The organism is Aeromonas enterica, assembly GCF_054052465.1.
Genome location: NZ_JBSTYL010000004.1, coordinates 303,395 through 324,811, shown reverse-complemented (window position 1 = coordinate 324,811; position 21,417 = coordinate 303,395). Strand labels below are relative to the sequence as shown.

Sequence of the window (21,417 nt, the reverse complement as noted above, 5' to 3'; positions counted from 1 at the left end):
CCTAATTTTCTGAGGAATGGCAGAGAAGAATATGCACCGGGCTATATGAGTCCAGCCGCTTGTCTCTCGCGAGTTGTCGACAAGCACCCTGCAATAAAATAGAGCTCAACATCACTACTCAGATGCAGACGGATCGCAATTAATCAGTCAATAAAGGAAGCAAACCTACGGACTGATGTGATGCGTCACACGACGACAAACGGGGCGGTACAAAATGAGTAGGGAATTGACAGGAGAGAGTTTCGGTGAGCACAAATAATAATGCCGCCTCGCGGGCGGCATTATTCATGACAGATCCAATGGATCAGATCAGGAAATCATTCAGATCCTTGCCCAGCGCAACTTGCTCGGCAATGGCTTTCGGCATACGACCTTGACCGGTCCAGGTCTTCTCCTGGCCGTCTTCCTGGTACTTGTACTTGGCAGGACGCGGAGCACGCTTGCTCTTGGTCGCGCCAGCGGCAGCGGCAGGAGCAGCAGCGCTGTTGATCAGCTCGCGCGGGTCGATACCGGCTTGCTGCAGCATTTCAGTGAACTCGCTCAGCTTGCGCTGACGCTCTTCCTGTTCGGCACGCTCTTGTTCAACAGACTCGGCACGCTCGTTATATACCAGCTCAAACTTTTCTTTCGCTTCTTGCAGCTGTTCAAACGGCAATTCACGGATGGCAGCGCGCAGGCTGCGAATGTTCAGCAGAACTTTCAGAAACTCGTTCATTACTTCCTCACAGAATTATTTTTGTTTGTCACAGGGATAACACAGCTTGAGAATAGCATGCCTGTCTGATAACAACATAATGATTTTATAGCTGCTGTCACTTTCTTAACAAAAACTATTGGCTGAATATGTCAGCCACTTTATTCATCCATTGGTCATTGTGCAAGACCGACTGATCACGCTCAACACAATTCCCCCATACCGACCAGGCAAATAGGCACGAGCCTTTCTGATATATTTCTCATCACACTTGCGCCAGCTATTTTACAATTGGCCACGGCTGTTAAAACCCATGCAACCCACACGAGACTCAAGGTAGACGATTGACGCTATATATAGCCGCCAGGGGCCCATGGCCCCTGACATTTGTCATCCTCATTTTCACCAGATGCTGACGAGCACTATTCGAGGCGAAGTCGGCGCCAGGGACCGGTGATCTCGCAGTGCCCCGTCTCCTCCGTGTTCTGCCAACCAAGACGATGATAGAAGGCCAGAGCAGCCGTATTATGGGTCGCCACCTTGAGCGAGGCCGGTTTCCGGAACGCCGCCAATCCCTGGGCAAGCAGGGCTCGCCCCAGCCCCTGACCATGCCAGTCGGCCGATACATAGAGGTGATGCACGAAGCTCTCATCCTCCCAGGTGGAGACAAACCCGCAGGGGGTACCTCCCTGTTCGGCCACCCAAATCTGCTCGCCCCGAGTCTGCTCGTTGAAATCTTCCAGCCGAAAGTGGGAAGGATCGACCCAATGAAAGGTCTGACGCCTCCCTTTCAGAAACAACTGTGCCAAGTAGGGCGTATCTGTCTCTCGCATGACTCTGATCATCAAGCCTTCCTCGTCACTATGATCACCTGGCACCACTGTCGATGGATCGCCACATCATGTCAAATTGCCAGACCAGAATAACGGCTGAACGATGGCACGGGTGTGACACACCTCTGTCCATTTTATCGCCCGTGGGGCTATACTGCCTGAGTCCTATGTATGGATGGTTTGAGGCTCGCTGATTTATGGATAACAAGCAGATAGAAGGTAACATCTTTGTTCCGGCCCATATCGACGATGTCTGGCGCGCCTGGACAACCGAAAGCGGCCTGCGCAGCTTCCTGGCGCCGGAATGCCTGATGGTGCCCGAACCGAATGGTCCGTTCGAGATCTATTTCAGACCCGATGCCCCACTGGGTGAACGTGGCAGCGAAGGCTGTCGGGTGATGGCCGTCATGCCCCACGACCTGCTCAGCTTCAGCTGGAATTTCCCGCCCACCCTGCCTCACATTCGCCTGCAAAAGACCCAGGTCAGCCTGCGGTTTGTGCCGGAAGGTCAGGGCACTCGGCTCTACTTCCTGCAAACCGGCTGGGCGAATGATCCTGACTGGGATCAGGGCTATGCCTATTTTCGGGAAGAGTGGCTGGAAACCAGCCTGCCCCGCCTGCAGTACCGCTTCACCCACGGCCCCATCGACTGGAATAACCCGCCGGACAAACAGCAACTGAAATCTCTGGCCCAATAAGGGCGCACACCAAAACACCGCCAACAGGCGGTGTTTTTCTATAGGTTTACTGGCAATGCTGCATGGGCGTCTCATCCAATAGCCAGGAAATCCAGCGTCGTTTTGAATTGAGCACGAATCCTTCATCTGCCGCTATGCCTTTTACTATGTAGCCATCTGCGGCGCGACGTTCCGCCAGCGCAACAAACTGCCATTCGTTGCTATTAATGCGCTCCCCCTTGATTAAGGCTTCGCTTAACTGCTTATTCATCACAATGATTGACAGTCCCTCCACAGCGTCTATCCCCAGCCCGGTATTTGCAACACGACCCACGACAACCGGCACCCTGATGGTACAGTGACGCCCTTCGCCATCAACACGGGTATAGCTTCCCTCACCAACCCGGCCCTGCAGCCATAACAGTTTCCCCTGGGTCAGACGCTCTACCGACAATATACCCTGCGCCCCCGTGGGAAATTGGTGAATCTTGACGGCGTCAGCGAGTGCGACCGGACTTATCAGCATGAGCAGCAAGAAACGATACTTCATGATGCCTTCCTCACGGATAGGTGGCCTGAACAAGCTTGCCGAGCAAGCAAATGGATCAACACAAAGGGACCCACGCCAGGGACAAAAAAGATCCATCCCCACCATCCCGAGCGATCAATATCGTGCAGCCGGCGGACTATGACAGCGGCCATGGGGATGGTGCTCACCACGCTATAACCAACCTCCAAGCCGCTCATACCATTGATGCCCACATCCAATGCGATGCACATCAGGGTAACCAGCACATGAACCAGCATGAACATCCAGAACTCCTTTCTGGAGGAGCGACCGGAAAAATCAGCATAGCGGCGCCACGCGAGTAAATAAAAAGAGCACATTCAGGATATCTCCAGCGTTATTTGGTCACCCATCCTGATAGCTAACGCGGTGGTAGACGTCCTGAAACCGGTTTTAGGACGTGCTAAAACCCGTCTTGGTCCGCGACATTCTTCTTTACATGGATGCAAATCGTTATGCTGGCATGACGTTATCTTTTCACCACCATGACTGGGATCCGGATCGGTTATGCTCGCAATTCCCGTACCCTTTGTTGTCTCTTTGCTGCTGCTCTTGCTGGCGGTGATCCTGTATGTACGATTGGCCAACCAAGCAAAAGCGGCTTGCCTGTTTTTGGCGCTCTGTGCGGCTACCACAGGGCTGGTCGGGCTGCGCTGGACATTCGATATTGCGCTCTTCAGCATGGTCCAGCCACTACTTGCCTCACTGATCCCTGTGGCCGCCTGGCTCATTTTTACCCATGCAGCTACCGACACCCACAGGGTCGCTTATCACCATGTTGCGGGACCTATATTGGTTGCCGTCAGTCTCTGCACTTACCCCTTTCTCGCCTTGCCACTGGATGGGATCATTACAGCCATTTATCTGTTTTATGGTATCGCGCTGGTACGCTACTCAGCCAAAGAGCCGCTGCTTATCCATGTCTCATTCAACCATTGGGAAGGCGTGAAAAAGGCAGAGCAGGTGGCGGGCTGGATGCTGTTGTTCTCTGCCATGATAGATGCGGCTATCTCACTCGACTTTGCGGTTAATCAGGGCGGATATTCCCTTTATATTTTGACGCTCGCTCACCTGGTGCTGCTGCCCGTGCTGGCAATTGCCGTCATCATGGTGAGCGTCAATACCCCCGCTGTCGAAGATATTGCCCAGCCGCAAATACCGGAGATTCCCAAGACACCAAGTTCGGAGTCATTATTGACACAAGAGCGCGCCGACGAGATCGTGGCAAGAGTGGATAGATTGATGCGAGAAAAAGCCAGCTATCTTGACCCGGATCTGACCCTGGCAGCGCTGTCACGCAAACTGGGTATTCCCGCAAAGCAAATCTCGATGGCGGTCAACCAGGTACACCAGAAGAGCATCTCCAGAGTAGTCAATGAATATCGCATCGAGCATGCAAAACAAGCGTTGCTCACCACGGACGAGACCATTACCCACATATTGATGAATGCAGGCTTTCAGACCAAATCCAACTTTAATCGCGAGTTTTCCCGCATCGCCGGCCTGACCCCCAGCGCCTTCAGAAAACAGAGCGAAGCACGGCTCAGGTGATACGCAGCCGAGCATGGTCGCAAGCATGAAACAGTCACCAAAAACCCGCATCACTGCTACTTGGCAGTGAAAGAAGATGACGGCTACATCGTCCATTAATATGCAGAATCAATCCCGCATCCAGCATGGAAGAGGGGATTGAGGCACACGTTAGGTCACCTTGAATGCCATGGCGGCATTCTCTACAATGACGCACTTTTTATCCATTTCAGGTCATATTGATGAGCGATACCAACACCAAGCCGGCCCTGCCGGATCGCCTTGCAGGCAACCCGCGCAGCCCGCACCATGTCGCCGCCTGTTTCGAACACCAGATTGGTATTCGACTCAATGGCAAAGAGCGCACCAACGTCGAAGAGTATTGCATCAGCGAAGGCTGGGTAAAAATCCCCTCCCCCAAGGCGCTGGATCGTCGCGGACAGCCCATTCTGATCACCCTGAAAGGTACTGTTGAAGCCTTTTATCTCTAAGCTCGTCAGACACGCTGCAAGCAAACCGGGTTGTCTCGTACGCGCCTGATGACGCTGCGCGAATAGCGCCGACCTGCGAGTCAGGCGTCTGTCGCCAACAGGGTTAAAAAAACCAAGGCCACCGTTCGGTGGCCTTGTCGTTTCTGGCTTCTGCCCACACCAATAACGGGCAGAACAGGCGGCGCTTACACCCCCAAGCGGTCGCGCAGCGTGTACCAGGCGGCGCCGGCGGCGGTGAAGGGAATGCGGAACAGGCGGCCGCCGGGGAAGGGGTAGTGCGGCAGCTTGGCGAAGGCATCGAAGCGCTCCGCCTGACCGCTCAACACCTCGGAGAGCAGCTTGCCCGCCAGATGGGTACAGGTGACGCCGTGGCCGCTGTAACCCTGCATGTAATAGATATTGGGGCCGATGCGACCAAACTGCGGCAGGCGCGACAAGGTCAGCAGGAAGTTGCCGGTCCAGGTGTACTCCACCTTGACGCCCGCCAGCTGCGGGAAGGTTTTGAGCATCTTGGGGATGATCAGCCGCTCGATATCCGCCGGATCCCGCGCGCCATAGACAACGCCGCCGCCGTAGATCAACCGGTGATCGCCCGAGGTGCGGTAGTAGTCGAGCAGGTAGTTGCAATCTTCCAGACAGTAGTTTTGCGGCAGCAGGGAGCGGGCCCGCTCCTCCCCCAGCACCTCGGTGGCGATCACCTGAGTGCCGCAGGGCATGCTCTTGCCGGCGAGCTCGGGCACCAGGTTGCCAAGATAGGCGTTGCCGGCCACCACCACGAAGCGCGCCTTCACCGCCCCCTTGGCGGTCTTGACCAGAGCGGGCTGGCCCGGGGTGATGCTGGTGACGGCGGATTGCTCGAAGATCCTGCCTCCCTGCATGCGGATGGCTTCCGCCTCCCCCAGCGCCAGGTTGAGGGGGTGGATATGACCACCGCTCTTGTCGAGCAGGCCGCCGACATAGCGATCACTCGCGACCACCTCGCGGATCCCGTCCCCGTCCAGCAGCTCCAGCTTGTCGTTGCCCCACTGCTGCCAGCGCGCCTGCTGGGCCTTGAGCTCATGCAGTTGACGCTCCGTCTCGGCGGCAAAGACCCCACCCTCCTGCAGGTCACACTGGATGTTGTAGCGCTTGATGCGCTCGCGGATGATCTGGCCCCCTTCAAACAACATGGAGCCGAGCAGCCTGGCCTGATCCGGCGGGCAGTTCGCTTCTATGGTGTCGATGTCACGGCTGTAGGAGTTGACGATCTGGCCGCCGTTGCGACCGCTGGCGCCAAAACCCACCCGGGCCGCTTCCAGCACCACCACCGAATAGCCCTTCTCCACCAGATGCAGCGCGCTGGAGAGGCCGGTGTAACCCGCGCCAATGACGCAAACATCGCACTCAAGCTGCTCGGTCAGTGTCGGATAGGGTGCGTGTTGATTGGCGCTGGCTGCGTAGTAACTGTTTACATGCTCGGTCATGATCCTGTTTCCTTACCGGTTCTTTTCCCAAACGAGACATTGTCTCAATACTAAAAGTTGGCCGGGGTATGGGCGCTGACGATGCGGCAGACCTGCCCCGACGGATTGCTGAAACTGTGGGGCTCGCCCGTGTCTATCACATAGCTGTCCCCGGCACTGAGTTGATAGGCCTGGCCGGCCACCGTCAGGGTCACGGCCCCTTCCAGCACGGTTCCGACCTCCTCCCCCAGATGCTTGACCTGGCCGCCGGTGTCGGTGCCGGGAGCATAGGTCTCCAGCATGAAGCCGAGCTGACGACGGTTGTTGCCGTTGTGCACCAGCTTCATGGAAACCCCCTGACTGCCCAGCTCGATCAACTGTTCGGCCCTGATCACCACACTCGGCGTACGTCCCTCCTCCTCGGCGAAGAAGCGCGACAGCGGCAGCTCATAGACGTTGAGCAGCTTCTGCAGGGAGGCCACCGATGGGCTCACCTTGTCCTGCTCTATCATGCAGATGGCGCCGTGGGTCAGCCCGCTCAGCTCGGCGACTCGCCGCTGGGAGAGCCCGAGGCGGCGGCGGGTGGCGGCGAGGCGTTCCCCCATACTCTTGTCTATCAGCGGGTTATCCGTCATGGTCTGCCACCTTGCCTCTCCGTGTGGTTGCTGCATCGCCCACCTCCTTGTGTGCCCGCGAACGTGTGTGGCTGCCGAGCTGTTGGTTAAAATATTGGGTCAATCCGGCTGGTGTGTTCGCTATCCTGCACGGCCAGTACCGTTCATTATTTTGCACACCCGACACCGTAAAAACCGGTAAAATCGCCCTGACAGCTCCATTTCTAGCATGCGCAGCCCAGTTTACTCAAATATATTTAACACTTGAAAAACATTTCGGCTCAATTTATGGTCTTCCTGTGCTTATTATTCTATACGGTGGCAGCACGGGATGACGTGACCACCCTGACCCACAATCGAGGCTTCTCATGTCAGCATCACAACCTGCTCTCTCCTTGATCAAATCCCTTGCCTATATCGATGGCCGCTGGTGCGAGGCCCATGGCGGGCACCGCTTCGAGGTGCACAACCCGGCCACCGGTCAAGTCATCACCCAGGTGCCCGACATGGACGAGGCAGACACCCGCCGCGCCATCGAGGCCGCCCACGCTGCCCAGCCAGCCTGGGCGGCGCTTACCGCCAAGGAGCGCAGCAACAAACTCTACGCCTGGTTCGAGCTCATCATGGCCAACCAGGATGAGCTGGCCCGCATCATGACCTGCGAGCAGGGCAAGCCGCTGGCCGAAGCCAAGGGGGAAGTGGCCTATGGCGCCAGCTTCATCCAGTGGTTCGCGGAAGAGGGCAAGCGCGCCTATGGCCGCACCATTCCAGGTTTCTCCAGCGACCGGCGTCTGGCCACCATCAAGCAGCCGGTGGGTGTGGTCGCCGCCATCACCCCCTGGAACTTCCCCATCGCCATGATCACCCGCAAGGCGGGCCCGGCGCTGGCAGCCGGTTGCACCATCGTCATCAAGCCTGCCGCCGAGACCCCCCTGTGTGCGCTGGCGCTGGCGGCGCTGGCGGAGCAGGCGGGCATGCCGGCCGGAGTCATCAACATAGTCACCTCCCACCAGGCGGCCGCCGTGGGCAACGAGCTGTGCAACAACAAAACTGTGCGCAAGCTCTCCTTCACCGGCTCCACTCGCATCGGCAAGCTGTTGATGCGCCAGTGCGCCGACACCATGAAGAAGCTGTCGCTGGAGCTGGGTGGCAACGCCCCCTTCATCGTGTTTGACGACGCCGATCTCGACGCCGCCATCGCCGGAGCGCTCGCCTCCAAATACCGCAACGCCGGCCAGACTTGCGTCTGCGCCAACCGCATTCTGGTACAGGCCGGTGTCTACGAGGCCTTCGCCGAGAAGCTCACCGCTGCCGTCGCCGCCTTCAAGGTGGGCGACGGCATGAGCGAGGGCACCCAGATAGGCCCGCTCATCAACCCGGCCGCCGCCAGCAAGGTGGCCGAGCTGGTCAAGCAGGCCACCGCCGCCGGCGCCGAGCTGCTGCTGGGAGGGGAAGCCCATCCCGCCGGCCCGCTCTTCTACCAGCCCACCATTTTGGGCAAGGTCGACAAGAGCAACCCCATTTTGCAGGAGGAGATCTTCGGCCCGGTCGCCCCGCTGGTTCGGTTTGAAACCGAAGCCGAGGCCATCGCCATCGCCAACGACACACCCTACGGGTTGGCCGCCTACTTCTATGGCCGCGACATCGCCCGGGTATGGCGGGTGGCCGAGCAGCTGGAATACGGCATGGTGGGCATCAACGAGGGGATCATCTCCACCGAACTGGCCCCCTTTGGCGGCATCAAGGAGTCGGGCCTCGGTCGTGAAGGGGCGGCCGAGGGGCTGGAAGAGTACCTCGAAACCAAATACCTCTGCTTTGGCGGCATTCGCTAGGGGCGGTTTTATACCGGCTCCGTCCCGGCCTCCCCCTTCTTGAGGGGGAGTGCAAACCGGGGCCTCCCTTCAGGGAGGGATACTGCCAGCGCAGACAGACAGCAATACAAGGACGAAGTGAGTGCTCCCATCAGGGGGAGACTCGCCATCATTGAGACAGGGGATCACCCCCTCAGGGAGGAAAGATGAGTCATTCAGATAGCCATGCCAACAACCAGGCCTGGCAAGCCCGCCGTGAAGCTGCCGTGGTCAACGGCGTTGGCACCCTGCTGCCGGTGTTTATCGACCGGGCGCAAAACGCCGAGCTGTGGGATGTGGAGGGCAACCGCTACATCGACTTTGCCTCCGGCATCGCCGTGCTCAACACCGGCCACAACCACCCGAAAGTGGTGGCGGCGGTGCGTGAACAGCTCGAAAAATTCAGCCACACCTGCTTCCAGGTCACCCCCTACCCCGGTTATATCGAGCTTGCCGAGAAGCTCAACGCCCTGGTGCCGGGATCCACCCCCAAGCGCACCCTGTTTCTCTCCACCGGCGCCGAGGCGGTGGAAAACGCCATCAAGATCGCCCGCGCCCACACGGGTCGCAGCGGCACCATCGCCTTCAAGGGGGGCTTTCACGGCCGCACCATGATGGGCATGGCGCTGACCGGCAAGGTGGTGCCCTACAAGACCGGCTTCGGCCCCTTCCCGGGGGAAGTCTATCACCTGCCCTTCCCGAGCGACTACCTGGGGGTGAGCGAGGCCGACGCCCTGGCGGCGCTGGATCTCTGCTTCAGCTCGGACATAGAGCCGGCCCGGGTCGCGGCCATCATTCTCGAACCCGTGCAGGGTGAGGGTGGCTTCTATGCCGCCTCCCCAAGCTTCATGCAAAGCCTGCGCAAGCTGTGCGATCAGCACGGCATAGTGCTCATCTGCGACGAGATCCAGAGCGGTTTCTGTCGTACCGGCAAGACCTTTGCCACCGAGTACAGCGGCATAGAGCCGGACATAATGACGCTCGCCAAGAGCCTGGCCGGCGGCTTCCCGCTGTCTGCCGTGGTGGGCAAGGCGGCCATCATGAACGCCGCCAAGCCGGGCGGTCTGGGGGGCACCTATGCGGGCTCGCCCATCGCCTGCGCCGCCGCCCTGGCGGTGCTGGAGGTGATCGAGGAGGAGCGGCTCAACCAGCAAGCCCTGACCCAGGGTGAGCAGATCAAGGCACGCCTGCACCAGCTGGCGGAACGCTTCGACTGCATCGGCGACATCCGCGGCCCCGGCGCCATGGTGGCCATGGAGCTGGTCAAGGGACGCGATGCCGGCCAACCCGATCCGGATCTCACCAAACGGCTGGTGGCCGAGGCGGGCAAGCGCGGGCTGGTGCTGCTCTCCTGCGGCGTGCGGGCCAATGTCATCCGCTTCCTGGCGCCCCTCACTGCCTCCCCGGCCTTGATCGAGGAAGGGCTGGGTCTGCTGGAACAGGCACTCACGGCCGCCAGTCAAGGCTAGATCCGCGCCGTGTTGCCAGTCGGTGCGAAAAATACCGTCAGATAACCGCAGGCCGCCCATCGCGGACGGCCTGCTCATACGGTATCATCGCCGCCCCAAAAAATGATGACAGGAGCGCTTGGCTCCCTCCAAGGCCGAGGCCCCCCTGTCACGGATCCTGCGCCTGCCCCTGCGCGGGAAACCTGCACCGAATTCAAGGAGATAGGCCAATGGCTCCACGCCCGGCTCGATTGAAGCAAACCCTCACCCTGTGGCAAGTGGTGGTGATGGGATTGGCCTACATGACCCCCATGGTGGTGTTCGATACCTTCGGCATCGTCACCGACATCACCCACGGTCATGTCACCACCGCCTACCTGCTGGCCCTGGTCGGCGTGCTTTTTACCGCCACCAGCTACAGCCAGATGGTACGTCACTACCCCTCGGCGGGCTCGGCCTACACCTATGCCCAGAAGGAGTTCTCCCCCGTGGTGGGCTTCATGGTGGGCTGGTCGTCCCTGCTGGACTATGTCTTCCTGCCGATGATCAACATGCTGCTGGCCAAGATCTATCTGAGCGCGCTGTTTCCCGGCGTCGAGCCCTGGATCTTCATCTGCGCCATGACGGCCCTGATGACCCTCATCAACCTGCGCGGTATCGATCTGGTGGCCAACCTCAACGGCATCATCATCCTGATCCAGATCGCCATCATAGTGGTGTTCCTGGCCCTGATTGGTTATGGCATAGCCCAGGGTGAAGGCATGGGTGCCCTCAGCCTGCAACCCGTCTACAGCGCCAACGCCGAGGTGTTGCCACTGCTGACCGGCGCCACCATCCTCTGTTTCTCCTTCCTGGGTTTTGACAGTCTGAGCGCCCTGTGTGAAGAGACGCCGGAGGCGGGCAAGGTGATCCCCAAGGCCATCTTCCTGACCGCACTGCTGGGGGGCCTCATCTTCGTGGTGGTGGCCTATGCCCTGCAGCTCTACTTCCCGGATGCCTCCCGCTTCAAGGAGCCAGATGCCGTGCTGCCCGAAATAGCCCTCTACGTGGGCGGCAAGCTGTTCCAGAGCGTGGTATTGGTGTGCGCCTGCGTGGCCGTGCTGGCCTCCGGGCTCTCCTCCCATGCCGGGGTCTCCCGCATCCTCTATGTGATGGGGCGGGACAAGGTGCTGCCCCAACGCACCTTCGGCTACATCCACCCCAAGTGGCAGACGCCGGTGTTCAACATATTGCTGGTGGGCATACTGGCGCTGTCAGCCATCAGCTTCGATCTGGAAATCGCACTGGCCCTGATCAACTTCGGCGCCCTGGTGGCCTTTACCATGGTCAATCTGTCGGTGATCGCCTGCTATTACGTGCGTCAAGGGCGCAACAAGACCCTCAGGGATCACCTGCAATATCTGGTGCTGCCCCTGTGCGGGGCAGGGACTGTCGCGGTTCTCTGGTTCAATCTGGAACAAACCTCCCTTATCCTCGGCCTTATCTGGGCTGCCATAGGGGGAATTTATCTGTTTTTGCGCACCACTTTCTGGCGCGTATCCTTGCCGACTTATTGAGCCACAACCCCGGCTACGGCTGGGCTGGCGTCCATGCTCCACACACCAGGCTGGACGCCATTTATTGATATAAACCAGGTCATTGATAATTCTCTTGCCTGGAATGCCCTTAGTGGCTTGTCTTCCCCCCCCATCTGGGGCAAAATCCCGCCGCTTTCATAACCGATGTGATCCCACATCGGTTATTTTCATTTTGAAAAAAAATCAATACCACTCGAGGCCGGAACAATTCCGGAAATGATATCAAGGTTCAGATGAACCTAATGCCGCAATGAGGAAAAACATGGGGCTCTTGTTTGCTTTGTCTCCGGTCGCCACCGGAACCTGCTTTGGTCGCCGCGCGACCAACGTCTGTGGTTTGCATACCGATGTTGTGAGTACGCGAGAACCCGGTCCCATGGCCTCAAGCCATTCCACTTCCTGCCGTCCGTGCAAGGAGGAAGCCTGAATGAGCCAGCAGCAACCCGTTCGTCTGAAGAAGACCCTCAGCATGTGGCAGGTGGTGGTGATGGGCCTCGCCTATCTGACCCCCATGGCCGTGTTCGATACCTTTGCCATCGTCGGTGACATCACCGAGGGGCGGGTCGCCACCGCCTATCTGCTGGCACTGGGCGGCATACTGCTGACCGCGTTCAGCTACGGCCATCTGGTGCGCAAGTTCCCCTCTGCGGGCTCTGCCTATACCTATGCCCAGAAGGTGTTCAACCCCTACGTCGGTTTCATGGTGGGCTGGTCTTCCCTGCTCGACTACATGTTCATGCCGATGATCAACATCCTCTTGGCCAAGATCTACCTCACCGCCATGTTCCCGGGTGTCGATCCCTGGATCTTCATCTTTGGTCTGGTGACCGTGATGACCTTCCTCAACCTGCGCGGCATCAACCTGGTGGCCAACTTCAATGGCCTGATCGTGGTGATCCAGCTGGCCATCATCACCCTCTTCATCGGTCTGATGGGCTGGGGCATTTACCACGGCGAAGGCGCGGCAACCCTGATGAGCAGCCGGCCGTTCCACTTCGAATCCGCCAGCGTGGTGCCGCTGTTTACCGGCGCCACCATCCTCTGCTTCTCCTTCCTCGGCTTCGACGGCCTGAGCTCGCTCAGTGAAGAGACCCCTGACGCCGGCAAAGTGATCCCGCGCGCCATCGTGCTGACCGCGCTCATCGGCGGCGTCATCTTCGTGGTGGTCTCCTACTGCCTGCAGCTCTACTTCCCGGACCTGACCCGTTTCAAGGAGCCCGATGCCGTGTTGCCCGAGATCGCCCTCTACGTCGGCGGCGCCTTCTTCCAGAGCGTGGTGCTGGTGTGCACCACGGTCGCGGTGCTGGCCTCCGGCATGGCGGCGCACGCAGGCGTGTCGCGCATCCTCTACGTGATGGGGCGCGATCGCATGATCCCGGAGCGGGTGTTTGGCTATATCCACCCGAAATACCGGACTCCGGCCATCAACGTGTTGATGGTGGGCGGTCTGGCCCTCTCCGCCGTGTCGTTTGATCTGGATACCGCGCTGGCGCTGGTGAACTTCGGTGCCCTAGTGGCCTTCACCTTCGTCAACCTGTCGGTCATAGGCCAGTTCTGGGTACGCGAGAAGCGCAACAAGAGCATCAAGGATCACCTGCTCTACCTGCTGCTGCCGCTGCTCGGCGCAGCCACTATCGGTGCGCTCTGGATCAACCTGGAGCAGAGCTCGCTGGAGCTGGGCCTGATCTGGGCGGGTCTGGGGGTCACCTACCTGTTCCTGCGCCTCGCCGTGTTCCGCATTCCCTTCCGTCAATACGAAGAGACTGCCGACTCCCAATAAGGGATCGCGCCACACCGCAAAAACAAGAAGGGGAGCCATGGCTCCCCTTCTTGTTTTGCACCCGGCCAGCGCCGGCCATGCCCGCGGCGGACTGGCCTGCGGATCAGCCCTGGTTGATCACGGCGGTAGCAGCCGCCTTGAGCGGATCGTTCGTCACCGCTTTCACATCCTGACGGGTCTGCTTGAGCTGCTGGCCGGCCTGGTTGACCTTGTGCTGGGTCGCCTTCACATCGTTCTTGCCCTCTTTGAGGCCGGCGGTCTTCTTGTCCAGCACGTCAGTGGTGTTCTTCTTCACTTCCGCCTTGGCTTTCTCTTTCTGCTGGCGCACCAGCTTGTCGGTGTCGCAATTGCCCTTGACACCCAGGGTCGCATTGAGCGCTTCATTCTTGACGGCCTTGTCGAGGTTGCACTCGGACTTGAACACGCTGGCCTGCGCACCGGCAGACAGCAGACCCAGGGAAAGACACAGTACCCATGCTCGCATAACAACATCACTCTTGTTGAGGGAAGGAAAGGTGCGCAGCATATAACCCTGACTTCCCGGCGCAAGTACTTGGGCACGTGAGTCGCCAAACGGGTCAAAATTGGCTCCGGCTCCGACACCGGTTGTCCACCATGGGCAGTGCTACGCCCCTCTTTCCCTACGACAGCGACCCCGACGCCATGTCATCAAACCATCACAAAAGTGTCACTTTGTCATATTTCTGTCATGGAGCCTTGGTTTAATGCGCCCGTCCATTTTCACGCAGACTGTCCCAAGAGGCTTCATGCACAGCACCCCATCTTTCGCACAACAGCAGACCCGTCGCACTGGCCCACTGTTCAACTGGCTCGCTGTGATCACCCTGATCTACCTGATCCTGGTGGCCGTTGGCGCCGTCTCCCACGGTTTCAAGGGCTTCTCCGGTGGCGCCGAGGGCGCGGCCCAGATCTTCGCCTTCGCGAGCAACCCCTTCGTCGCCCTGCTGCTCGGCATACTGGCCACGGCACTGGTGCAATCCTCCAGCACTGTCACCTCGGTGATCGTCGGTCTGGTGGCGGGCGGCCTGCCCATCGGCATGGCCATCCCCATGGTGATGGGGGCCAACCTCGGCACCACCATCACCAACACCATCGTCTCCATGGGCCATATCCGGGATCGGGCCGAGTTTCGCCGCGCCTTCGCCGCCGCCACCGTGCACGACTTCTTCAACCTGCTGGCGGTGTTCATCTTCTTGCCGCTGGAGCTGATGTTCGGCCTGCTGCAAAAGAGCGCCGAAGCCTTGGCCAACCTGCTGGTGGGGTCCGCCGACATGTCGATGCAGGGGATGGATTTCATGAAGCCCCTCATCTCCCCCGCCCTCACCGTCATTGACGGCCTGGTCTCCTTCCTGCCGGGCAAGGGCGCCGCCATCGCCACCATCGTCATCGGCATCTTGCTGATCCTCGGCTGCGTCACCTGGCTCGGCAAGGTACTGCAACGAGTGCTGGTGGGGCGTGCCAAGGATCTGCTGCACAAGGCGCTGGGCCGTGGTCCGCTGACCGGCATCGCCTCCGGCACCCTGGTCACCGTCATGGTGCAGTCTTCCTCCACCACCACCAGCCTGATGATACCGCTGGCGGGGAGCGGCCTGTTCAGCACCCGTCAGCTCTACCCCTTCACCCTGGGCGCCAACATAGGCACCACCATCACGGCCCTGCTGGCAGCCACCGCCATCAGCGGCGCCGGGGCCAAGCTGGCGCTGACCATCGCCCTGGTGCACGTGCTGTTCAACCTGTTCGCCGTGGCGCTCATCTATGGCGTGCCCTTCCTGCGCGAGTTGCCGGTGCGGGCCGCCGAGGGACTGGCCCGAGTGGGCAGCGAGAACAAGCTGCTGGCGCTGGGCTATGTGGCGGGCCTCTTCTTCGCCCTGCCCGCCCTGATGATGGTCGCAGTGAAGTAATCCGCCATCATGAGACGAGGGGGCCGGAGCCGGGCCCCCGCGTCGTCTGTCTGCCCCGTCACATCCTCCTGCGTCCCGACTCGCCCTGCCTCCCCGACTGGGATAAGATGCCGCCTTCATTGCATTTAAGGAAAAACTGATGAAATTCATTCTGATCGCGCTGCTGGTTGCCGGTGTCGCCTACTACTTCTACTCGAGCAGCAATAACAAAAAGCTGGCGCAAGACAATGTGCGCAAGGGTGCCGAGTTCCTCGCCAGCAACAAAGACAAGCCTCTGGTAACCACCACAGCCTCCGGCTTGCAGTACGAGGTGCTGACTCCGGGCACTGGCACGGTTCACCCTACCGCCACCAGCAAGGTGAAGGTGCACTACGAGGGCAAGCTGCTGGACGGCACCGTCTTCGACAGCTCGGTCGCCCGTGGCGAGCCCATCGAGTTTGGCCTCAATCAGGTGATCAAGGGCTGGACCGAAGGGGTACAGCTGATGGTGGAAGGGGAGAAGACCCGCTTCTACATCCCCGCCAATCTGGCCTATGGCGATCGCGCCGCCGGCAAGATACCGCCAGGATCCGTGCTCATCTTCGACGTTGAGCTGCTGGGCATCCAATAAGCTGGCCTATGGCGACCGTACCGCCAGCAAGATACCGCTGAGCGCCCGTACTGATCCTCGAAGTTAAGCTGCCGGGCATCCAATAAGCGGGCCTATGGCCGCATTCCGCTCGCTATCCGCACGGATTTCGACATGGTGCTGCCGGGCATTCAGCAATGCCTGATGGCGTGATAATCAGACAAGGCCAGCACCATGTGCTGGCCTTGTCGCTTATGGAATAAATCCTCCGGTTTTTGCCACAACTATCAACCTATAGTGAACAGTGCTTATACATGACACTAGATTGTTAACCGCCAATCCTGGGCAGATAATGAGCTCATCGTCAGTGGCGCCGCGCCCTGACCCGGGTTTCTGGTGCGCCGCGCGTACCGACACAGCTTATATGGAGTCTTGTCATGTCTATCGCCCCTGTATGGTTCATCTCTCACGGTGCCCCGGATCTGGTTCTGCGCGACCAGCCGGCGACCCACTTCCTGAAAAGTCTGTCTCTTGGCGACCTCAAGGGGCTGGTGGTGATCTCGGCCCACTGGTTCAGCCGCACCGAGCTGCAGATCAACGTCGAGCCCAGCCCGGCACTCATGTATGACTTCTACGGTTTTCCCGAGCCGCTCTACCATATTCGCTGGCCGGCGCAGAGCCCGCAGTGGCTGCAGGAGGCGGTGGGCGATCAGCTGCTGCTGGCGGGCTTGCCGGCCACGCCGGTGCGCCGCGAACTGGATCACGGCGTCTGGTCGCCGCTCTCCCTGATGGATCCGGCCAGCCGCATCCCCCTGGTGCAGCTCTCCATCCCGGCCAGTTTCAGCCCGAGCCAGCTGTGGCAACTGGGCGAGGCACTGCAGAGCCTGCGCGAGCAAGGGATAGGCATACTGGCCTCCGGCGCCATCACCCACAACCTGCGGGCGCTCGGGCCGGAAAACTCGCCCGTGCCCGGCTGGGCAAGCGCCTTCGTCAACTGGCTGGAGCAGACCATGAGCGAGGGCGACAGGCCCGCGCTGGAGGATTACCGGGCACGCGCGCCGGGGGCGGTGGAATCCCACCCGCACGACGATCACCTGCGACCTCTGTTTGTGGCGCTGGGCGCCGCCGGCCAGGACAAGCCCCTCAAGCTGCATGACAGCTGGGACGGCGGCAGCCTCTACATGGGCTCCTACCGCTTCGGCTGACGCCGTGCAAATCAAGTCGATATGGCGGGCCTGTCCCGCCATTTTCATGATTAGAGCACTGACCAACAGGTAAATAGGGACTCATGGCGCGGGACTTTGCGGTAGAATCGCCCCTTTCGGGCGTTTTCTGGCAGGCAGGGATGGTTGTCGCAACCCAGGTAGCATGATGAAGTTTACAAGATCCCTGATCCTCCTCGGCCTGCTGATCTCCCTGCCGCTGCAGGCGCTGACCCTGCACAGCCGCCACTACATACAGAGCAGCTACGCCTCCAAGGTGCCAGCCGAGCAGCACTGGCTCAGGCAAGTCAAGGCGCTGCGGGTCGGCGTGCTGCGTCACGACTATCGCCCGTTCGCCATGATAGTCTCGGACAGCCGCTTCGAGGGGATCTCCGCCGATTACCTGAACATAGTGGCCAAGACGTTGCAAAAGCCGGTCGTGCTGCTGACGTTCGATGACAAGCAGAGCGCGCTGGCCGCCTTGCGGGCGGGCAAGCTCGACATGGTCAACCTCGGCAACCTTAGCCTGGGCAAGCGCCAGCAGACCGGTATCGCCCTCAGTCAGCGCTATTTCAGCAATACCCCCATCTTCTCGGCATTGAAATCCGAGTCCGGGCCTCTGCTGCTGACGGGCCAGCGCGTCGCCACCGTGCAGGGGTACGTCGATCCGGTCAAGTTCAAGCGCTACTACCCGCAGCTCACCCTGGTCAGCTACCCCTCCAACGTAGCGGCCTTTGATGCTGTCTTCTTCGGGCGGGATCAGCTGCTGCTGAGCGACATCCACTCCATGCACTACCTCAACAGCGAGCGCTTCGACAAACTCATGCAGCGCAGCGAGGCACAGCCCAGCCTGGCCCCGGACGGCTTTCGCTTCGCGGTCTCGGCGCGCAACCCGCACCTGCTGGCCCTGCTCAACCGCACGCTGCAAGAGGTCAACGACGTGACCCGCAGCCTCATCTTCAGCCAGTGGAACGGGCCCATCCGCGACATAGTCGACAACCCGGCCGACATCTATGACGTCGCCGAGCTGGCCTGGCTCGCCAGAGCCAAGCCCGTCAAGGTGTGGCTGGTGGACGATCTCTACCCCTATGGCGTGCGGGATTATGACAACCAGCTCACCGGCATGTCGGTAGACATGCTGGCCAAGCTGAGCAAGCGCTCCGGCCTGAAGTTCGAATTTGTGTCATTTCGCTCGGAGCAGGCGCGCAACGACGCCCTGCATAGCGGCGAGCTCGATCTCATCGGTGCCATCTCCAAGCCGGTGGCCGAGAGCTACCGGCTGCACGCCTCCATCCCCTACTCCACCGATGACATCTATGTGATAGTCGCGCGCAAGGGGGATGACTTGCGCGGCACCCTGGGGGAGCTGGCGGGCAAACGGGTGGGCGCGACTTACTACAACCCCATAGCCCGGCAGCTGACCGACGACAGCCAGGTGAGCTTCATGGAGAGCGCGGATGAGGCGATGCGGGCCGTCGACAGCGGGCGGCTCGATGTCGCCATAGTGCCGCTCTACTTTGCCCAGAACGCGGTGGACTGCGGCCGGCTGACCAGGATCCGCATCGCCGGGCCCGCCGACAGCACCCCCATCAAGATGGGATTTGCCAGCATGCCGGGTCACGACATGCTGATGCGCATCATCGACAAGACCATACTCTCCATCTCCCCCAACGAGCTGGCCATGATGAGCTACGAGTGGCGCACCCGAAAACTGCCGGCGCCCACCTTCATGGAGCGCCATGCTCGCTACTTCTACCTGTTGTTTGCGGTCCTGCTCGGCCTGGCCTTGTTGCTGTTTTACCGCAACCGCATGCTCAACCGGCTGGCGCAATCGGAGCAGGCCTCCCGCCGCCAGCTGGAGGAACATGTGCGTTTCATCGAGGCGCTGGGGGAGAGCCTGCCCCACCCCATCGTGGTGCGCAACACGGGCGGCAAGGTGATCCTCTGCAACAGCAAGTACCTCGCCATCCTGGACGCCCGACTGGATCAGGTACTGGGCAAATCCTTCGTCGAAGGGTTGCAGGGGCACATCAATGCCGATGCCATCGTCGCGCTGGAGCAGGATTTCCAGCAGGCGCTGCACAGCGGCAGCCCCATCCTCTCGGATCGCATCTTCAGCAACACGGAGCGGCGCCAGTTCGTCTACCACTGGATGGTGCCCTACTTTGACGGCCAGGGGGCCATCAGCGGGGTGATCAACGGCTGGATCGACATCACAGAGCGCAAGACCATGGAGGAGGCGCTGCGCCACGCCAAGGAGCAAGCCGACAACGCCAGCCGGGCCAAGAGCGATTTTCTCGCCACCATGAGCCACGAGATCCGCACCCCCATGAACGCCATTCTCGGCATGCTGGAGCTCGCCATTCAGGATCCGGCGCTCGCGCCCCACACCAGCGAGCAACTGCGCATCGCCTCCGAGTCCGCCAACGGTCTGCTGGATCTCATCGGCGACGTGCTCGACATCTCCAGCATAGAGTCGGGCCAGATGACGCTCTCCCCCGCCCCCTGCGAGCTGGCGCCGCTGCTGCAATCCGTGGCCCAGGTGTTCAGGGGCATGGCCGAGCAGAAGGGGCTGAGTTACCTCGTCACTCTGGACGCCCTGCCGCGGGTGCTGATCGATCCGCTGCGGCTGCGCCAGATCATCTTCAATCTGCTCGGCAACGCCATCAAGTTCACCGAACGGGGGGAGGTGAGCCTCAGGGCCACACTCGGCGGGGACGCCAGTCGTCCCCTGCTGCTGCTCACCATAGCCGACAGCGGCGTGGGCATAGCGCCCGACAAGCTGCCCCTGCTGTTCAACCCCTTCTATCGTGCCCACGACCCTTATCAGTACGCGGGCACGGGCCTTGGCCTCAATATCGCCCGGATCCTGTGCCAGATAATGGGGGGCAAGATAGAGGTCAGCAGCCAGCTCGGAGTGGGCACCGAACTCAGGATCCGCCTGCCGCTGACCCCGATGGGCGATGCCGCCGCGCAGCCGCCCGCCCCCTCGCACCGACACGGCGACGGGGTCAGATCCCCGGCGCAGGGTGACGTGGCGCAGCTGCAGATCCTGGTGGTGGATGACAACCACGCCAACCAGATCCTGCTGCGCCAGCAACTCAAGCACCTGGGCCACGAGGTGAGCGTGCGCGGCAACGGGGTCGAGGCGCTGCGGGCCATCCAGAGCCATCCCTTCGATCTGGTCATCACCGACTGCCAGATGCCGCTGATGGATGGTTTCGAGCTGACTCGCCGTATCCGCGCCCGTGGTCATGAGCTGCCAATCTGGGGCTTCACCGCCCATGCCCTGCCCCGCGAGCGGGCACTCTGTCTGGCCGCCGGCATGGATGATTGCCTCTACAAACCCATAGGGCTTGCCCGCCTGCGCACCGCACTCGCCAGCCTCAACCAGCTTGAGGCTCAGACCCGGACAGGCGAGCGGGTTTAAGGGCTGGAGTATCCGCCCGCAAGCGTGTGTAATAGCCGCTTGTTTTCAGCAGGCGCGCGCACTTCATGCAACTCAAACCGCTTCTCAAGGGCCGCTTTCAGCCCCACTGGCAGGCCAGCCACGATCTTATCGTGCAGGTGGTTTCATCCTGCATCACGGAGCGGCGCCTGATCCCCGAGGGGGAACCCCTGATGCGCCAAGGGGAGCCGTTGCGGGATCTGGTGCTGGTGCCGAATGGCCGCATCGCCATGGGCCACACCGCCATGAATGGCCGCCGCTTTCAGCTCGGCACCCTGGAGTGCGACAACCAGCTGTTTGGCGAGATGGAGTTCTTCACCGGCTACCGCTGCCAGCTCGACATCATCGCCGAGGAGCCGCTGGCGGTGGCCCGCATCGACGGCGAGCAGCTGGAGCAGGCGCTGGTCGCCCACCCAAAGGTGGCGCTCTTCTTTGCCACCGCCATTGCCATCGACTATCAGGACACTGTGGATATCTTCACCTGCCGCATGCTCTACCCCATCAGCTACAACATTGCCCTCGACCTCTATCACAGCCACTGTCATGACAATCCGGTGAGCGGCTTTCGCAAGGGGTATCAGGAGGCGGAACGTTTCGGTACCACGGACCGAGTCTACCGGCGAGCGGTAAAAGAGCTGATGGACAAGGGACTGGTGGAGCGCGGTGAGGAAGGGTTGCAGATCCGCGATCTGGCGGGGCTCAAGGGGTTTCTGGAGCAGCCATAAACAAAGCGGGCAACGCCCGCCAACAAGTCACAATAACAGGGTAAAAAG

At 60.5% G+C, this 21,417-nt stretch carries 19 protein-coding genes; 12 read left to right on the top strand and 7 right to left on the bottom strand.

From position 1 onward, the window contains the following. Window positions 1-304: 304 nt before the first annotated feature. The gene (locus tag ACW5XD_RS07400) at window positions 305-715 is read right to left on the bottom strand and encodes an H-NS family histone-like protein (RefSeq protein WP_043134332.1); all 411 of its coding nucleotides are present in this window, start codon (window positions 713-715) and stop codon (window positions 305-307) included. A gap of 401 nt (window positions 716-1,116) precedes the next feature. Further along, a complete protein-coding gene (locus tag ACW5XD_RS07395; RefSeq protein WP_456494315.1) occupies window positions 1,117-1,539 on the bottom strand; it encodes an N-acetyltransferase family protein in 423 nt (140 codons plus the stop codon). A gap of 185 nt (window positions 1,540-1,724) precedes the next feature. Here ACW5XD_RS07395 and ACW5XD_RS07390 point away from each other — a divergent pair, with 185 nt between their 5' ends. Next, a complete protein-coding gene (locus tag ACW5XD_RS07390) occupies window positions 1,725-2,225 on the top strand; it encodes an SRPBCC family protein (protein ID WP_456494314.1) in 501 nt (166 codons plus the stop codon). Between the two features lie 46 nt (window positions 2,226-2,271). Here the strand turns inward: ACW5XD_RS07390 and ACW5XD_RS07385 are convergent, their stop codons facing one another. Beyond that, entirely contained in the window at window positions 2,272-2,754 is a 483-nt protein-coding gene (locus ACW5XD_RS07385; protein WP_456494313.1) for a hypothetical protein, read from the bottom strand. Continuing rightward, on the bottom strand, window positions 2,751-3,092 hold the full coding sequence (locus tag ACW5XD_RS07380) for a DUF805 domain-containing protein (protein WP_456494312.1): 342 nt from the start codon (window positions 3,090-3,092) through the stop codon (window positions 2,751-2,753). Before ACW5XD_RS07380 ends, ACW5XD_RS07385 begins: the two co-directional genes overlap by 4 nt. Before the next feature lie 187 nt (window positions 3,093-3,279). On the opposite strand from ACW5XD_RS07380, the gene ACW5XD_RS07375 reads away from it, so the two are divergent. Together ACW5XD_RS07375 and ACW5XD_RS07370 are read left to right on the top strand one after the other, a co-directional pair. Next, window positions 3,280-4,323: a helix-turn-helix domain-containing protein gene (locus tag ACW5XD_RS07375; protein ID WP_456494311.1), complete on the top strand. Its 1,044-nt coding sequence runs from the start codon at window positions 3,280-3,282 to the stop codon at window positions 4,321-4,323. A 221-nt stretch (window positions 4,324-4,544) separates the two neighbouring features. After that, entirely contained in the window at window positions 4,545-4,793 is a 249-nt protein-coding gene (locus ACW5XD_RS07370; RefSeq protein WP_042034019.1) for a DUF3297 family protein, read from the top strand. 185 nt (window positions 4,794-4,978) lie between these two features. Here the strand turns inward: ACW5XD_RS07370 and ACW5XD_RS07365 are convergent, their stop codons facing one another. Next, entirely contained in the window at window positions 4,979-6,256 is a 1,278-nt protein-coding gene (locus tag ACW5XD_RS07365) for an NAD(P)/FAD-dependent oxidoreductase (protein ID WP_456494310.1), read from the bottom strand. 50 nt (window positions 6,257-6,306) lie between these two features. Next, window positions 6,307-6,906, bottom strand: coding sequence for an HTH-type transcriptional regulator PuuR (puuR, locus tag ACW5XD_RS07360; protein ID WP_456494309.1), 600 nt, complete (start codon window positions 6,904-6,906; stop codon window positions 6,307-6,309). Window positions 6,907-7,217: 311 nt separating this feature from the next. Here puuR and ACW5XD_RS07355 point away from each other — a divergent pair, with 311 nt between their 5' ends. The 4 genes from ACW5XD_RS07355 (at window position 7,218) to ACW5XD_RS07340 (ending at window position 13,504) form a co-directional block, all read left to right on the top strand. Next, the gene (locus ACW5XD_RS07355; protein ID WP_456494308.1) at window positions 7,218-8,681 is read left to right on the top strand and encodes an NAD-dependent succinate-semialdehyde dehydrogenase; all 1,464 of its coding nucleotides are present in this window, start codon (window positions 7,218-7,220) and stop codon (window positions 8,679-8,681) included. A gap of 185 nt (window positions 8,682-8,866) precedes the next feature. Further along, window positions 8,867-10,168, top strand: a complete 1,302-nt coding sequence (gene gabT / locus ACW5XD_RS07350; protein WP_456494307.1) for a 4-aminobutyrate--2-oxoglutarate transaminase — start codon at window positions 8,867-8,869, stop codon at window positions 10,166-10,168. 209 nt (window positions 10,169-10,377) lie between these two features. Next, entirely contained in the window at window positions 10,378-11,703 is a 1,326-nt protein-coding gene (locus tag ACW5XD_RS07345) for an APC family permease (protein ID WP_456494306.1), read from the top strand. A gap of 448 nt (window positions 11,704-12,151) precedes the next feature. Continuing rightward, a complete protein-coding gene (locus tag ACW5XD_RS07340) occupies window positions 12,152-13,504 on the top strand; it encodes an APC family permease (protein ID WP_456494305.1) in 1,353 nt (450 codons plus the stop codon). Between the two features lie 103 nt (window positions 13,505-13,607). On the opposite strand, the gene ACW5XD_RS07335 is transcribed toward ACW5XD_RS07340, so the two are convergent. Then, a complete protein-coding gene (locus ACW5XD_RS07335; protein WP_456494304.1) occupies window positions 13,608-13,988 on the bottom strand; it encodes a hypothetical protein in 381 nt (126 codons plus the stop codon). A gap of 283 nt (window positions 13,989-14,271) precedes the next feature. On the opposite strand from ACW5XD_RS07335, the gene ACW5XD_RS07330 reads away from it, so the two are divergent. The 5 genes from ACW5XD_RS07330 to ACW5XD_RS07310 all read left to right on the top strand — a co-directional run bounded on the left by ACW5XD_RS07330 (window position 14,272) and on the right by ACW5XD_RS07310 (window position 21,369). Next, window positions 14,272-15,426: a Na/Pi cotransporter family protein gene (locus tag ACW5XD_RS07330; protein WP_456494303.1), complete on the top strand. Its 1,155-nt coding sequence runs from the start codon at window positions 14,272-14,274 to the stop codon at window positions 15,424-15,426. A 139-nt stretch (window positions 15,427-15,565) separates the two neighbouring features. Further along, a complete protein-coding gene (locus ACW5XD_RS07325; RefSeq protein WP_456494302.1) occupies window positions 15,566-16,036 on the top strand; it encodes an FKBP-type peptidyl-prolyl cis-trans isomerase in 471 nt (156 codons plus the stop codon). Window positions 16,037-16,431: 395 nt separating this feature from the next. Continuing rightward, a complete protein-coding gene (locus tag ACW5XD_RS07320) occupies window positions 16,432-17,199 on the top strand; it encodes a DODA-type extradiol aromatic ring-opening family dioxygenase (protein WP_456494301.1) in 768 nt (255 codons plus the stop codon). Window positions 17,200-17,365: 166 nt separating this feature from the next. Next, a complete protein-coding gene (locus ACW5XD_RS07315; RefSeq protein WP_456494300.1) occupies window positions 17,366-20,626 on the top strand; it encodes a response regulator in 3,261 nt (1,086 codons plus the stop codon). A gap of 65 nt (window positions 20,627-20,691) precedes the next feature. Beyond that, window positions 20,692-21,369 (top strand): Crp/Fnr family transcriptional regulator, encoded by a 678-nt coding sequence (locus ACW5XD_RS07310; RefSeq protein ID WP_456494299.1) that lies wholly within the window; start codon window positions 20,692-20,694, stop codon window positions 21,367-21,369. Window positions 21,370-21,417: the final 48 nt, after the last annotated feature.

Bases quoted from the DNA above. Each gene is read 5' to 3' on its own strand.
- ACW5XD_RS07380 (WP_456494312.1), bottom strand. From the start codon at position 3,092: ATGTGCTCTTTTTATTTACTCGCGTGGCGCCGCTATGCTGATTTTTCC.
- puuR (WP_456494309.1), bottom strand. From the start codon at position 6,906: ATGCAGCAACCACACGGAGAGGCAAGGTGGCAGACCATGACGGATAAC.
- ACW5XD_RS07310 (WP_456494299.1), top strand. From the start codon at position 20,692: ATGCAACTCAAACCGCTTCTCAAGGGCCGCTTTCAGCCCCACTGGCAG.
- ACW5XD_RS07395 (WP_456494315.1), bottom strand. From the start codon at position 1,539: ATGATCAGAGTCATGCGAGAGACAGATACGCCCTACTTGGCACAGTTG.
- ACW5XD_RS07370 (WP_042034019.1), top strand. From the start codon at position 4,545: ATGAGCGATACCAACACCAAGCCGGCCCTGCCGGATCGCCTTGCAGGC.
- ACW5XD_RS07345 (WP_456494306.1), top strand. From the start codon at position 10,378: ATGGCTCCACGCCCGGCTCGATTGAAGCAAACCCTCACCCTGTGGCAA.
- ACW5XD_RS07375 (WP_456494311.1), top strand. From the start codon at position 3,280: ATGCTCGCAATTCCCGTACCCTTTGTTGTCTCTTTGCTGCTGCTCTTG.
- ACW5XD_RS07330 (WP_456494303.1), top strand. From the start codon at position 14,272: ATGCACAGCACCCCATCTTTCGCACAACAGCAGACCCGTCGCACTGGC.
- ACW5XD_RS07355 (WP_456494308.1), top strand. From the start codon at position 7,218: ATGTCAGCATCACAACCTGCTCTCTCCTTGATCAAATCCCTTGCCTAT.
- ACW5XD_RS07340 (WP_456494305.1), top strand. From the start codon at position 12,152: ATGAGCCAGCAGCAACCCGTTCGTCTGAAGAAGACCCTCAGCATGTGG.
- ACW5XD_RS07335 (WP_456494304.1), bottom strand. From the start codon at position 13,988: ATGCGAGCATGGGTACTGTGTCTTTCCCTGGGTCTGCTGTCTGCCGGT.
- ACW5XD_RS07315 (WP_456494300.1), top strand. From the start codon at position 17,366: ATGAAGTTTACAAGATCCCTGATCCTCCTCGGCCTGCTGATCTCCCTG.
- ACW5XD_RS07325 (WP_456494302.1), top strand. From the start codon at position 15,566: ATGAAATTCATTCTGATCGCGCTGCTGGTTGCCGGTGTCGCCTACTAC.
- ACW5XD_RS07365 (WP_456494310.1), bottom strand. From the start codon at position 6,256: ATGACCGAGCATGTAAACAGTTACTACGCAGCCAGCGCCAATCAACAC.
- gabT (WP_456494307.1), top strand. From the start codon at position 8,867: ATGAGTCATTCAGATAGCCATGCCAACAACCAGGCCTGGCAAGCCCGC.
- ACW5XD_RS07400 (WP_043134332.1), bottom strand. From the start codon at position 715: ATGAACGAGTTTCTGAAAGTTCTGCTGAACATTCGCAGCCTGCGCGCT.
- ACW5XD_RS07320 (WP_456494301.1), top strand. From the start codon at position 16,432: ATGTCTATCGCCCCTGTATGGTTCATCTCTCACGGTGCCCCGGATCTG.
- ACW5XD_RS07385 (WP_456494313.1), bottom strand. From the start codon at position 2,754: ATGAAGTATCGTTTCTTGCTGCTCATGCTGATAAGTCCGGTCGCACTC.
- ACW5XD_RS07390 (WP_456494314.1), top strand. From the start codon at position 1,725: ATGGATAACAAGCAGATAGAAGGTAACATCTTTGTTCCGGCCCATATC.